12 protein-coding genes are annotated in these 12,791 nt (G+C 68.7%); 6 read left to right on the top strand and 6 right to left on the bottom strand.

The window, feature by feature from the left end; genetic code table 11:
- Nucleotides 1-4: 4 nt before the first annotated feature.
- The gene (locus tag WEA29_03175) at nt 5-2,041 is read right to left on the bottom strand and encodes a VanW family protein (protein MEX2322761.1); all 2,037 of its coding nucleotides are present in this window, start codon (nt 2,039-2,041) and stop codon (nt 5-7) included.
- 89 nt (nt 2,042-2,130) lie between these two features.
- On the opposite strand from WEA29_03175, the gene WEA29_03170 reads away from it, so the two are divergent.
- Nucleotides 2,131-2,913 carry a PD-(D/E)XK nuclease family protein gene (locus WEA29_03170; protein MEX2322760.1) on the top strand — a complete coding sequence of 261 codons (783 nt, stop codon included), beginning with the start codon at nt 2,131-2,133 and terminating at the stop codon, nt 2,911-2,913.
- Between the two features lie 2 nt (nt 2,914-2,915).
- Here WEA29_03170 and WEA29_03165 read toward each other — a convergent pair whose 3' ends face one another.
- Entirely contained in the window at nt 2,916-3,521 is a 606-nt protein-coding gene (locus WEA29_03165) for an HD domain-containing phosphohydrolase (GenBank protein MEX2322759.1), read from the bottom strand.
- A gap of 92 nt (nt 3,522-3,613) precedes the next feature.
- Between WEA29_03165 and WEA29_03160 the strand changes: the two genes are divergently transcribed.
- Together WEA29_03160 and WEA29_03155 are read left to right on the top strand one after the other, a co-directional pair.
- Entirely contained in the window at nt 3,614-4,984 is a 1,371-nt protein-coding gene (locus WEA29_03160; GenBank protein MEX2322758.1) for a GTPase domain-containing protein, read from the top strand.
- Nucleotides 4,981-6,183, top strand: coding sequence for a GTPase (locus WEA29_03155; protein ID MEX2322757.1), 1,203 nt, complete (start codon nt 4,981-4,983; stop codon nt 6,181-6,183). Before WEA29_03160 ends, WEA29_03155 begins: the two co-directional genes overlap by 4 nt.
- On the opposite strand, the gene WEA29_03150 is transcribed toward WEA29_03155, so the two are convergent.
- Nucleotides 6,171-7,094 (bottom strand): diacylglycerol kinase family protein, encoded by a 924-nt coding sequence (locus WEA29_03150; GenBank protein ID MEX2322756.1) that lies wholly within the window; start codon nt 7,092-7,094, stop codon nt 6,171-6,173. The two genes, WEA29_03155 and WEA29_03150, sit on opposite strands and share 13 nt — an antisense overlap.
- A gap of 51 nt (nt 7,095-7,145) precedes the next feature.
- Here WEA29_03150 and WEA29_03145 point away from each other — a divergent pair, with 51 nt between their 5' ends.
- A complete protein-coding gene (locus WEA29_03145; GenBank protein ID MEX2322755.1) occupies nt 7,146-7,775 on the top strand; it encodes a phosphoribosyltransferase family protein in 630 nt (209 codons plus the stop codon).
- Here the strand turns inward: WEA29_03145 and WEA29_03140 are convergent.
- Nucleotides 7,772-7,930, bottom strand: a complete 159-nt coding sequence (locus tag WEA29_03140) for a hypothetical protein (protein ID MEX2322754.1) — start codon at nt 7,928-7,930, stop codon at nt 7,772-7,774. The two genes, WEA29_03145 and WEA29_03140, sit on opposite strands and share 4 nt — an antisense overlap.
- Before the next feature lie 99 nt (nt 7,931-8,029).
- Here WEA29_03140 and WEA29_03135 point away from each other — a divergent pair, with 99 nt between their 5' ends.
- Both WEA29_03135 and pruA read left to right on the top strand, forming a co-directional pair.
- Nucleotides 8,030-9,295 (top strand): MFS transporter, encoded by a 1,266-nt coding sequence (locus WEA29_03135; GenBank protein MEX2322753.1) that lies wholly within the window; start codon nt 8,030-8,032, stop codon nt 9,293-9,295.
- A gap of 59 nt (nt 9,296-9,354) precedes the next feature.
- Nucleotides 9,355-10,902, top strand: a complete 1,548-nt coding sequence (gene pruA / locus WEA29_03130; GenBank protein MEX2322752.1) for an L-glutamate gamma-semialdehyde dehydrogenase — start codon at nt 9,355-9,357, stop codon at nt 10,900-10,902.
- Between the two features lie 7 nt (nt 10,903-10,909).
- On the opposite strand, the gene WEA29_03125 is transcribed toward pruA, so the two are convergent.
- Complete coding sequence (locus WEA29_03125; GenBank protein ID MEX2322751.1) at nt 10,910-11,575, bottom strand: hemolysin III family protein; 666 nt, start codon at nt 11,573-11,575, stop codon at nt 10,910-10,912.
- Nucleotides 11,576-11,624: 49 nt separating this feature from the next.
- Nucleotides 11,625-12,635, bottom strand: coding sequence for a GTP 3',8-cyclase MoaA (gene moaA / locus WEA29_03120; protein MEX2322750.1), 1,011 nt, complete (start codon nt 12,633-12,635; stop codon nt 11,625-11,627).
- Between the last annotated feature and the right edge of the window lie 156 nt (nt 12,636-12,791).

Below are 12,791 nucleotides of genomic sequence, written 5' to 3'. Positions count from 1 at the left end.
CCGATCATCCGTCGTATCGGCCCACCCGTACCGTCACGTCGGAGCCAGGGTCGAGCCATGTTCCCGGGCCGGGGAACACCTCCAGGACCAAACCGTCCTGGGAATCGTCCTCGACGACGATGTCCGGGCCCTTGAAGATCCGCAGGCCGATGGCGTTGAGCGCGGACCGCGCCTGCTCGTAGGTCTTGCCGGCGAGGTCGGCGGGGACCTGGACCGGGCACTGGATCGACGCGTCGTACTCGAGATGGTCCTCGGGCAGCTTGCACGGATGCACCGCCACCACGATCGGCCACGGGTGGTAGGCATGCCACCAGGTGCGCTGGCTCTTCTCGGACCCGTCCGGGTTCTTGATGATTCGGGTGATGCTCACGGTGAAGCCGGGCTCGCCCTCGTCCTTCTCCTCCTCGACATCGGGGGGTAGCGAGGCATCGGGCTTGTAGTAGATCTCGGGCTCGGTGAAGTCCTGCTTCTCGCCGAGGATCGCCTCGATGACGAGGCCGCCGTTGTCGCCGAAGAACTTGACGGTGACACTCGTCGAGGTGTGCTCCGTCTTGATGTAGACGGCGTTGTCGGTGTCGTTACGGAACTTGAGGTCGGGATCGGGGTAGCCGAGCGTCGCCTCACGCACCATGGGGTAGCGACTGATGTACAGGGTGTGCGGCGTGTGCTCCACGTCCTCCAGGCCCGACCAGAAGATCGCGTTGTACATCGTGGTGGCGAACTGGCTGACACCTCCGCCGATGTTGGCGGGGTGATCGCAGCAGTAGATGATCGGGCCGATGATCGCACCGGCTCTCCGATACCCCTTCTCCAGGGTCCGCTGGCCGATGAACTCGTTGATGGAGAACACCTCACCGGGCATCACGATCACCCCGTTGACGGCGTCGGCCATCGTCTGGATGTTGATCACCCGGTTGCGGTTCGACTCGGTGCCTCCCGACTCGTAGAACGTCGTCGCCGTGTAGAGGAGATTCCTGATCCCCAGGGCCTCGGCATCTTCGGTGGTGAATTCGGGTGGGGCGCCGTCGCGCATGGGGAGGGGACCGGTTCTCGACACCGAAGCGGCCGCATCGAAGACGGCTTTCGGGAGGGCCGCTAGGTCGAGCAGCGCTGCCGGAGCACCCCGGAGTATGAGCGGCCTGTCGAAGGGGCCGATCACGACCTGGGCATCGCGTGGTGGGGTCTCGATCGACTCGCGGTCCGGTGCCAGGAACTGCACCAGCGATCCCACCTGGAAGAAGACGTCGATCTGAGGGTCTGCGTCGGTACCGATCACTCGACTGGAGATGGCATCGAGCAGGACGCTGCGGGGGAAGGTGACCGATGCTTCGGGCACGATCTTCGACAGGGTGACCGGTCCGGCGACGAGGCGTTCGGCTCGACCGACCGCCACATCGACGTCGGCATCGGTGAGCACCGGCACCCGGTACTCGGTGAGTGCGGTGACCGGGTTTCGTGCCCCGAAGATTTCGGCCTCGATGAGGTCGGCCGTCGCCTCGAAGTCGATCCCGTTGCCCGCCGTCGGATACACCGGGATGACGACGCCGGCGAGCACCGCGATGCCTCCCTCGGTGGGTGGGTCGGCGATCGCCAGCCTCTCCCACAGTCGGAGGATGGCGAGCAACGAATCTCGGCTGTAGGTGCCGGTTCCGTCGAGAGCGCGGGTCCCCCCGCCAACGGTGGTGAAGAGCCATCGCTGCATTTGGTCCAGCACGTTGCCGTCCCGGCCAGCGCCCATCGCCTGATCGAGGAGAGCATCCTCGTCGAGCCAGAACCCGACCTCGCGGGGGGCGAGGGTGAACTCCGTGCCCTCCACGACGACGGTGATCGGCTCGTTGGCCAGCCGCTGATGGAGCTGGGCGATGGTGGCGCGCGCCTCGTCCTCGGTCAGTCCCCCGAGGTGGGTGTCGGCGACCGTGACCCTGCCCAGGACCTCGCCGGCATTGGCGACGCGGTCGAGGGCGAACACGACGCCGAGCCACGCCCACAGCGTGAGGGGCGCGGCGATGGCGATGATGGTGATGCGGCGGCGTCGTGGCATGAGTCTCCATGTCACGGGTTGGGGCGGCCGAGTGTACAAACGGCGGCTGCTTACGCAGCGCGCGGCACACCACCACCTACCATCGATCCATGGCCGGCACCGTGGTGTTCCCCCCAGTCGACCCCGGCGAGGACCTGAAGGTGTCGGCGACGACCTTCGTCGCCTTCGAGAAGTGCCCGGATCAGGCGGGGGCCCGGTTTCGCGGCATCTATGGGGCCGAGTCGAGGGCGTCGTTCACCGGGGGACTCGCCCACCGGATCTTCGCCCGCCACCTCCGGGACGGACCCATCTCGCCCGACGGTCTCGAGGCGGCGTGCCGCGAAGAGATCGGTGCCGGCTTGAACCCCAAGATGGTGGCGCTGGGCCTCAAGCCGAGCGCACTCGGCGGCGTCATCAAGGAAGTGGGCGACCTGTACGACCGGTTCAAGACGTTCGGCGCCGAGGGCTTCGAGGGCGCCGAAGTGGCCCTCGAAGCGAACCCGGCCGATGGCGTGCTCCTCCACGGGAGCATCGATGCGGTGTTCGACGGTAAGGAAGCGGGGCCGAGGCTGGTCGACTGGAAGACGGGAGGTGTCGGTGATGCCGACACCCAACTGGCCTTCTACTCACTGTTGTGGACCCTGGACCGGGGTGAGCCGCCGGGGTCGGTCGAGGCGGTGTCGGTGGCCACCGGTGAGCGGGTGCGAACGGTGCCCTCGATGGCCGATGTCCAGCAGACGGCCGTGAGAGTCGCACACTTGGTATCGGTGCTGCGGCGCGCCTGGGCCGATGGCACCGCACTGGATCGTGTGGGCGGTCCGTGGTGTCGCTGGTGCCCCCTCCTCGACGAGTGCCCGGAGGGGCGTGCGGCCACCTCGATCCTGGACCGCTGAGGTCAGGTGAGGTCGCCGCCGCCGAAGACCGTGCTCAGCGCGGTGACGACGTCGGGATCGAACTGGTCGCCGGCGCAGCGGCTCAGCTCGGCGATGGCGGTCCGGACCGGCGCCGCCGGCTCGTACGGTCGGTCCGAGGTGATGGCGTCGAAGGCGTCGGCCACCTGGACGATGCGAACCGCCAGTGGCAGGCGTCCGGCATCGACCCCGTGCGGGTACCCACCGGCATCGAGGCGTTCGTGATGGTGAAGGACCGCTGAGGCGACCTCGCTGTGGACGAGATCGACGACGAGCCGATGGCCCGCCTCGGGATGACACCGCATCTCGCGCCACTCGTCGGCGTCCAGTCCCGCCGGCTTCCACAGGATCACCTCGGGGACGCCGAGCTTCCCGATGTCGTGGAGCAGGGCTCCGAGGTAGGCGTGCCGGATGTCCTCGCTGCCACAGCCGAGCTCCTCGGCGATGGCACCGGCGAGATGTGCCGCGCGGAGCCCGTGCTCGGCGAGGGCCGGGTCGCGAAGCCGCACGGCGGCGAGCAGCGTTCGGAGTGCCGCTGCGTCGGCGGAGCTTCCGACGGTACCGTCGAGGGTGGTGTCTGCGACCGTCATGGTCGAGCAGGTTACGACTGCCGCGGGCGGGTACACCGTCTTTTCCGACGCGGCGCTGTCGACGCCGTGCCAGCCTCTCTATCGTCGCGGCCATGAAAGCCGTCTCTGACGCCACGATCGCCCGGCTCGATTCCCTCGCCGACGCGCTCGCCCGGCTGGATCTGACGCTGGATCCCGAGGCGGCGGAGATCCGCGATCGGGCGCGTCGGCTCGTTACCGACTACCTCGGACCGCGCACGCGAGCCCCCCACCTGCGCCGGGTCATCGGACTGGTCGGCGTGTCCGGTACTGGGCGTTCGACGCTGCTCAACTCGCTCGCAGGCAGCCGCCTCGCCGAGGTGGGGCCGCGTCGTCCGACCACCACGCAGTTCCTGTTCTGGGGTGGACATCGGGTTCCCTTCACGCTCGATGCACTACGCAGGACCGCACCGGGCGTCGTGGTCGAGACGCTGCGCAAACCGCCTGCCCACATCGCCCTCGTCGACGTCCCCGCTCCCGAGGCGTCGGAGGAGACGGCATTTCGTCTGCTCGACGTTGCGGACGGGTGTGTCCTGGTGGCGTCGGCGAACCGGTACGCCGACGCGTGGGGGTTCGACGTCCTCGATCGGGTGCGGCGCCGACGGCTTCCATCCGCCGTCGTGATCAACCGGCTGCCCGATGGCGAGGATGGTGTGACGCTCATCGCCGACCTGCGAGAGAAGCTCGACTCCCGAGGGCTCGACGACGTGCCGGTCATCGGGGTTCCAGAGGTGCCCGGCTCGGACGGGATCCTTCCCTTCGAGGCAGTGGCCGCACTCTGGGATGTTCTCCAGCGTTGGGGCGACGACGAGACCACCCGGTACGCCGCACGGGTCGGCTCGATCGCCGCGGTTGAGGACGATCTCGCCGCGCTCCGCGCCTCGCTGACAGACGTGGTCGCCCTGCTTCAGGCGCTCATGCGTGGCGTCGACGAGGAGTATCGACGGGAGACCGAGGCCCTCGTCGACGAGATCGCCACGGGTGCGTTCTCGGGCCACGACGACCGTGACTCTCAAGCGGCACTCGCGGCCGCCATCGTCCGTCATGCCGGGCGCGCCGCCCAGGCCACCGTTCGACGCTGGGAGCGGTCGGCGCCGTGGGTGCTCGAGGGCGAGTCCGGACTCGACGGTGCAGGGCCCAACACCGTCGAGGCGGCGAATGAGGCGATCGACTCGTGGACGTCGGGCCGGGCCGTGGGCCGGCGGATGCGCGCCGGGGAACGGCGCATGTGGCGGCGCTTCGCTCTCGATCCCGAGACGCCGCTGACGGCATCGGAGGCCCGCCTCCTCCAGCGCCGACCCGGAATGCACGAGGTTCCGAGGGCGACCCTGGTTTCGGCGATGACCGAGGTGATGGCGGCGGACGCCGAGCGGTTCCGGACTCTGGTCTCGACACTCGGCGCTGCTGTCGATCCCGATGAACTGGTGCTCGGCGAGCTCACATGAGCGACGTCGAGGGGCTCCTGGAACACCTCGAGCTGGTGATCGGGACCGCAGAGGGCGTGGTGCCGAGTGACGACTTCCTGGCGGCCGCTCGAGCGGTGAGAGCGACCCGGGACCGCGTCGGGCACCTCGGGTCGACCCTCGTGCTCGCCCTGCTCGGTGGGACCGGGGTCGGAAAGTCCAGCCTTCTCAACGCGATCGCCGGAGCCGCGGTCGCTTCGGTGAGCCCGATCCGCCCGCACACGACCCGGCCCCTCGCCTGGGTTCCGGCGGACGCCGAGCCCGGTCTGGGCGCGCTCCTCGATCGCCTCGGCGTCGAGGGTCGAGTCGAGCACGACCGCCTCCCCGGCGTTGCCATTCTCGACATGACCGACATCGACAGTCTCGCCGAGGGGCACCGCGCCCTCGTCGAGGAGCTGCTCCCGCAGGTGGATGTCGGCGTGTGGGTGCTCGATCCGGTCAAGTACGCCGACCCGACGCTGCACGCCTACTTCCTCGCCCCGGGGGCCGCCGACTCGGAACGATTGCTCTTCGTGATGAACCGGGTCGACACCGTCGTACCGGGGGAGCGGACGGTCGTCGTGGAGCATCTCCGCGAGCTGCTCGCCGCCGACGGCATCGCCGAACCCATCATCTTCGAGGCAGCAGCGTCGCCGCGCGTCGGGAATCCCGTCGGTGTCGATTCGCTCGTCGAGCACCTCAGAAGCCGACTCGCCGAGAAGCAGATCCGGCTGCGACGGATCATCGGCGATGCCCGGTCCGTGGCGGACCGCCTCACCTCGGCCGCAGGAGGGACCGCCGGGGATGCGTTCGGTTTCGAGGAGGCCTGGTCCGATACGATCGGTGGCGTCCGCGAGGCCGTGGCGCGTGGGTTGACCATCGCCGATCGGGAACGGATCCTGCTGGAGCTCGACGCCTTCGCCCGGCGTGTGATCGATCACTCCGGACCGGCGGCTGCGGCCGAGGTCGCCGCGCTCCGTTCTGACGGCGGATTGGATCGGGCCGTCGGTGAGGCGATCGGCGTCCATCGGGACGCCGGGGCTTCTTCGGCCGATGCACTGGTCGCGGTGCTGGAGGAGCGGTTGGCGACGCCGATGCGCCGGGCGCTGTGGTCACGCGCCAGGCTGAGCGCGGCGACTGCGGGACTCGCCGTGGCGGCTGCCGCCGTCGAACAGCGGCTCCGGAGCGATCAGGACTTCTGAGCGGTATCGACGACCACCAGGCCGGCCGGCTCCGGAGTGATGGTGATCGCGGTCGCCTGGCCGAGCACCTCCCCATCGGCCTCGACCAGGGCCTCGGGCTCTGCGTCCACCCTGATCGAGGTGAAGTCCCTCCAGAGGCGGACTCCGCGGAGCCGGTCGAGGCGGACCCGAAGGAAGCCGAGTCCTGCCAGCGAAACGGCGAGCCCCACTCCCATACGGTCCACGGTGAGGGCGAGAGGGCCGGGGGGTGGGCCGAGGCGGATCGCCTGCCTGCCTATGTAGGTGAGCTCGTCGTGGGCTTGAACGATGAGTCCGACGACATCGCTGGTGGTCTCCCCATCGGCCACGCGCAGCGTCGGGAGCCGATTCCGATACCTGGAGGCAACGCGCAACGCGCTGCGCGCATAGTGGATCGATCCCATCCCGACCTTGCCCAAGGGGCTGCGCTCGGACTCGGAGATGGCATCGGCGTCGTAGCCGATCCCGGCCGCGAAGGTGGCGATCCGCGTTGCGATGCCGTCCGGATGCTCGATGTAGAGGCGAAGCGTCGGAAAGGAGCGAGTGGCTCCGTCGGCCGTGAGGATCGTCCTGGCAGCCTGGCGCGGCCGATTGCCCAGGCCCAGCAGGCGGGCGAGCACATTGGTCGTCCCCGAAGGGATCACCGACAACGCGGTAGGCGACCCGTGGATCCCGTTGGCGACGGTGTGCGCGGTGCCGTCCCCGCCCATGGCGACCACCACGTCGTACCCGATGTGGGCCGCCTGTCGGCTGGCGGCGAGAGCCTGCTCGGGGCTGTCCGGCCACGGCGCGTACACCCGGTAACCCTCCTCGAGGATGCGGATCACGTCGCCGTGTAGCGACTGGGTGAAGCCGGAGGCGGCCGGATTGGCGACGAGCATGAGGCGACGCACGACGAGAGCGTACCGACGGGACCAGCTTTCGCTCCCCGGTACGCTCAGGTCATGGCGTCCTACCGCGACCGCACGGCAGCGGGGGTCGCGCTCGCCGGAAGTCTGCGGCACCTGGCCGATCGCCGCCCGCTGGTACTGGGGATCCCCCGCGGCGGCATCGAAGTGGCGGCTGCGGTCGCCGAGGCACTCGGTGGGGAGTTGGGTGCGGTCCACGCCCTCAAGATCCGCGCGCCCGGCAATCCCGAACTGGCCATCGGTGCGGTCACCTCGGACGGGCACGCGCTGGTCGACGAGCTGACCGTTCGACGGCTCAGGATGACCGATCCGGAGGTGGAGGCCGCGGTCGCCCACGCCCGAGACAGGCTGACGAGCCGGATCGCCGCCTTCGGGGCCACGCCCGATGTCGAGGACCGGGTGGTGATCGTGGTGGACGACGGCGTGGCGACCGGCGCCACGCTACGGGCGGCGCTGGATCAGGTGACCCGAGGCGGCGCCGCGACCGTCGTGTGCGCGGTACCGGTCGGCCCGCCGCAGACCCTGGCGGTGCTGGCGACGCTGGCCGACGAGGTGATCTGTCCGCTGACCCCGGAACCGTTCCGCGCGGTGGGCGAGTGGTACGACGACTTCGGCCAGACGCCCGACGCCCGGGTCATCGCCCTTTTGAGGGGCGAGGGCCCTTAGGCGGCTTCGCGAAGCGGCGGATGGCACGCATCGCAGTCTGGTGCCGGGCACTCGTCCACGACGATGGCGCGGAGCCCCATCTCGAGCAGCCAGGCCTCGACGTCGATGCGGTCCTCATCGGTGCGGGTCATGGCTTCACTGATCACTTTCATCATGCGGCACAAGGTATCGGACGGGTGTGACAGATTCGAGGGGGGGCGAGGGGCGATGGGCTTGGAGCCTGGAGCCTGGAGCCTGGCGGCTAGTTTCCGCCCGTGACATCCGACTGGCGGCCGACGAGGCTCAGCGTGGTCTCGTGGGCGACCTACGACCTGGCCAACACGATTTTCTCGCTGGGGGTAGGCGCCCTCTACTTCGCCGAGTGGCTCACCGATAACGCCGGTGATCTTCCGCCATGGGTCGGGCGGGACGGCTCCGCCGACCTGGCGCTGGCGTTGGCGATCAACGCCGCCATGGTGGTCGTCGTCGTGCTCGGCCCGTGGATCGGGGCTCGCAGTGACCATCGGGGCCGACGGATTCCGTACCTGCTCCCGGCCACCATCCTCGCCGTCGTTCCGACCTTCTTCCTCGCCTCTTTTCCGATCGTGGCGTCTTTGGCGCTGTTCTCGGTGGCACTCATCGGGTTCAACCTGGCGTCGGTGATGTACGACGCGCTCCTCCCCGACGTCTCCACCCCCGAGACGATCGGGAAGGTGTCCGGGTTCGGGATCGGTGTCGGGTATCTCGGGTCGTTCATCGCGGTCGCCGTGGGCGCCCTGTTCCTCGACCGGCTCGGGTACTCGGGCGTGTTCAAGATCGTCGCCGTGCTGTTTCTCCTCCTCGCCCTGCCGACGTTCCTGTTCGTCCGGGAGCGACCCCGCCCCCGGCTGGAGGGGCCGCCGCCTTCGCTGCGCTCCAGCGCGCGTCGTCTCGTGGCGGCCTGGCGGCTCGCCCGGCGGCATCGAGGGGTCGCCCGGTTCCTCGTGGGTCGATTCCTCTACACCGATGCGGTGAACACGCTCATTGGAGGGTTTCTGACCATCTACGTGATCGAGGAACTGGGGTTCTCGTCGGGCCAGGTACAGGTGCTGCTTCTCCTCGCCATCGTCGGCGCGCTCGCCGGGGGCTTCATCGGTGGGCTCGTCGTCGACCGCGACGGACCCCGCCGGACCCTCCACCGGGTGCTCCATCTGTGGATGGCGGCGATGGCTCTGGGCATCGTGGCCGGTGCGTTCCAGATCCAGGCCCTCATCTGGGGCCTCGGGATCTTCGGCGGACTGGCGCTCGGAGCGCTATGGGCAGTCGATCGGGTATACATGCAGCGCATCTCGCCCCCCGAGCATCTCGGTGAGCTGTTCGGCCTGTATGCGACCGTGGGGCGCTTCGCCACCATCGTCGGGCCCCTCCTGTGGGGTCTCGTCGTCACCGTGGCGGGGCTGCCCAGGGAAGTGGCCCTCGGTGTGCTGCTCGCCTTTCTGGCGGCATCGCGCTTCGTGCTGCATTCGGTCGACGACGAGCCCCGCGAGTGGGCGCTGCGATAGCCAACCATCCGCGCGACGGGCATACTCGGGGGTCACACGCAAACGGACGAGGAGTGGATGTGTTCGAGCCGTACTACCCGCAGGCCTACTCGGACTTCACCGACCCAGCGCGCCGCGCCGCTTTCGAGCTCGCTATCGCCGGGGTCGGGGAGTATCTCGGTAAGTCCTGGGGACTGGTGATCGACGGTGAGTGGACCGAGACCGGGTCGACGATCACCAGCATCGACCCATCGCAGCCCGATCGCGTGGTAGGCACGATCTCGTCTGGGGACGCCGCCCTGGCCGGGGCTGCTCTCGATGCGGCCTGGCGCGCCTTCCCGGCCTGGTCGGCGCTCGACGGCGCCACCCGGGCCCGCTACGGGCTGGAGCTGGCGGCGATCATGCGCGCCCACACCTACGAGCTCGCCGCCCTCATGGTCTACGAGGCGGCCAAGAACTGGGCCGAGGCCGAGGGCGACGTCGCCGAGGCGGTGGACTTCGTCACCTACTACGCCCATCAGGCGGTCGAGATGGGCAAGCCGCTGCCCGTGGTGCAGATCCCCGGGGAGATCAACGAGTCCCGGCTGATCCCGATCGGGGCCGGCGTCGCCATCCCACCGTGGAACTTCCCCCTGGCGATCCTCGTCGGCATGGTGATGGGCCCGGTGATGGCTGGCAATACCATGGTGTGCAAGCCGGCCTCGAATACGCCGATCCTCGGGGCCCGATGGATGCAGATGGTCGAGGAAGCCGGGATTCCCCCGGGTGTCGTCAACTACCTGCCGGGCCCGGGCGCTGAGATCGGCGACACCCTCGTCGACCACCCCCGCACCCGGTTCATCAACTTCACCGGTTCCAAGGAGGTCGGCCTGAGGATCGCCGAGCGCTCCTCCGTGGTCGGGCCGGGGCAGCGGTGGCTGAAGCGGGCGTACATGGAACTCGGAGGCAAGGACGCCATGGTGGTGGACGAGACCGCCGACCTGGAGGCTGCAGCCGCCGACGTCGTGCGATCGGCGTTCGGGTTCCAGGGACAGAAGTGTTCTGCGGCCTCCCGCCTGATCCTCGTCGACGCCATCCACGACGAGGTGCTCGACCGGGTCGTCAAAGGGGCCTCGGCGCTCGAAATGGGACCCGGGACCGGGAACTTCGCCGTGGGTCCGGTCATCTCGGCTTCACAGCACAAGGCGGTGCTCGCTGAGATCGAGTCCGGGAAGTCGGAAGCCGAGTTGGTGCTCGGAGGGTCGGCAGTCGACAAGGACGGCGGGTACTACATCGAGCCGACGATCTTCGTCGGCGTCGACCGGGACGCCCGCCTCGCCCAGCACGAGATCTTCGGTCCGGTGCTGTCGGTGATCCGGGCACGCGACTTCGACGATGCCCTCGACATCGCCAACGACACCGAGTTCGGGCTCACCGGCGGGCTGTACTCGCAGGACCGGGAGCGCCTGGATCGCGCCGGCCGCGAGTTCCACGTCGGCAACCTGTACCTCAACCGCAAGATCACCGGAGCTCTCGTCGGCGTTCAGCCGTTCGGCGGGTTCAAGATGTCCGGGTCGAATGCCAAGGCAGGCGGACCCGACTACCTGCGCCTCTTCATGGAGATGAAGTCGATCGCCGAGCGGCTGTAGCCGTCGGTCAGTACGGGGCGACCCATCGGGCGATGGCGACGAAGTGGATGCCAGCGGCAGCGACCACGAGGACGTGAAACGCCTCGTGATAGGAGAAGACCCGCGGCCATAGTCTGGGTCGGCCGGTGACCAGGAAGACCATTCCGACCGTGTAGAGGACGCCTCCGATGAGGATGGCGGCGATGGCGGTCCACGGCAATCGATGGGCGAGCGGCCACAACAAGAACGCGGCGAGCCAACCCTGAGTCGTGGCGAGGGCGACCGAGACGGAATGACGCCCGGCCCTCGACTTCGCCTTGTGGATCGCTCCGATCACGACGATGGCCCACTGGATGCCCAGGGTCGTCCATCGCATCCAGCCCGTGAGGACGATGGCGGCGATGGGGGTAAAGGTCCCAGCGACGAGGACGTAGATCATCGCGTGATCCAACCGCTGCATCCGGACCTTCCAGTCTTCCCGCCAGGGGATCGAGTGATACAGCGATGAGGTGGTGAACAGGGCCACGAGACTGAGGCAGAACACGAGAAGCGACCAGCGGCGAAGCACCCCGGACGGAGAGCTCAGGACGAGAACCAGTCCGGCCACCAGGAAGACAACAGCTGCGGTGCCGTGGAGAAAACCGCGGACCGGATGGGTCATCCTCCCGAGTCGCACGTGCTCGTCGGGCTGCATGCCGAAAAGGCTAGTGGTGGTGCTGTCGCTATCGAAGACGCTCGTCCTGCTAGCCGCCGATGTACGACATCTCGATCTTCTGCAGGCCCGTCGTTCGTTCGGCGCGTTGTTCCGAGTAGCGGTCGGTTCGCTCCCGCCAGACCGTGCCGAGCCACGAAGACAGTTCTTCGTCGGAAGCGCCCTGGCGCAGCACGGCCGCCAGGTCATGGCCGTCGGTGGCGAACAGACAGGTATACAGCCGACCATCGGCGGACAGCCGCACCCGGGTGCAGTCGCCGCAGAAGGGCAGGGACACCGAGGCGATGATGCCGATCTCGCCGTCGCCGTCCTCGTACTCGTATCGCCGGGCGACCTCACCGCGGTAGCCGGGTTCGGCCGACCGCAGCGGGTGCTCGGCGTGGATCCGCTCCACGATCTCAGAGCCGGGTACGACCTCGTCGAGGCGCCAGCCATTGGTCGTCCCCACATCCATGTACTCGATGAAGCGGACGATGTGCCCGGTGCCCTTGAAGTGCCGGGCCATGTCGACGACTTCGTGGTCGTTGACGCCACGCTTGACCACGACGTTGATCTTGACCGGCCCGAGTCCGGCGGCGCCGGCGGCATCGATACCGGCCAGAACCTTCGACACCGGGAACCCGACGTCGTTCATCGTTCCGAAGGTGGCGTCGTCGAGCGAGTCCAGGCTGACCGACACCCGGTGGAGTCCCGCCTCGGCGAGGGCGGTGGCAGAACGCTCGAGGAGGCTGCCGTTGGTGGTCATGGTGAGATCGTCGACGCCGGCGACCGCCGCCAGTCGAGCCACCAGATCCGCGAGGTGCGGGCGGAGCATCGGTTCGCCTCCGGTGAGCCGTACCTTGTGGACACCCAGCCCGGCGAATGCCCGGACCGTGCGTTCGATCTCGTCGAAGGTGAGCAGTCGATCCTTGGGTAGGAAGGCATACCCCGGGCCGAAGACCTCCTTGGGCATGCAGTAGGTGCACCGGAAGTTGCATCGGTCCGTCACCGAGATCCGCAGGTCGGCGACGGGCCGACCGAGAGTGTCGAGGGGCGTGTTCACGTCGGTGAGCGTAGGCGTGATGGGTGTCCTTTCTCCCCCCGAAGGGGGGAGTCCCGTAGGGAGCGGAGCGACCAGAGGGGAGGGGGGAGGGCGAACGCTAAGTGGGCCTCGCGACGCGTCTGGCCTCCCCCTCCGTCATCGGCCTTCGGCCGCTGC

It is taken from the genome of Acidimicrobiia bacterium, from assembly GCA_040902765.1.
In the GTDB taxonomy this organism is placed as follows: domain Bacteria; phylum Actinomycetota; class Acidimicrobiia; order Spongiisociales; family UBA11373; genus DATKBG01.
The sequence above is the reverse complement of the archived record's forward strand: the minus strand, read 5'-3'. Positions and strand labels throughout refer to the sequence as shown.

Bases quoted from the DNA above. Each gene is read 5' to 3' on its own strand.
- WEA29_03175 (MEX2322761.1), bottom strand. From the start codon at position 2,041: ATGCCACGACGCCGCCGCATCACCATCATCGCCATCGCCGCGCCCCTC.
- WEA29_03170 (MEX2322760.1), top strand. From the start codon at position 2,131: ATGGCCGGCACCGTGGTGTTCCCCCCAGTCGACCCCGGCGAGGACCTG.
- WEA29_03165 (MEX2322759.1), bottom strand. From the start codon at position 3,521: ATGACGGTCGCAGACACCACCCTCGACGGTACCGTCGGAAGCTCCGCC.
- WEA29_03160 (MEX2322758.1), top strand. From the start codon at position 3,614: ATGAAAGCCGTCTCTGACGCCACGATCGCCCGGCTCGATTCCCTCGCC.
- WEA29_03155 (MEX2322757.1), top strand. From the start codon at position 4,981: ATGAGCGACGTCGAGGGGCTCCTGGAACACCTCGAGCTGGTGATCGGG.
- WEA29_03145 (MEX2322755.1), top strand. From the start codon at position 7,146: ATGGCGTCCTACCGCGACCGCACGGCAGCGGGGGTCGCGCTCGCCGGA.
- WEA29_03140 (MEX2322754.1), bottom strand. From the start codon at position 7,930: ATGATGAAAGTGATCAGTGAAGCCATGACCCGCACCGATGAGGACCGC.
- WEA29_03125 (MEX2322751.1), bottom strand. From the start codon at position 11,575: ATGCAGCCCGACGAGCACGTGCGACTCGGGAGGATGACCCATCCGGTC.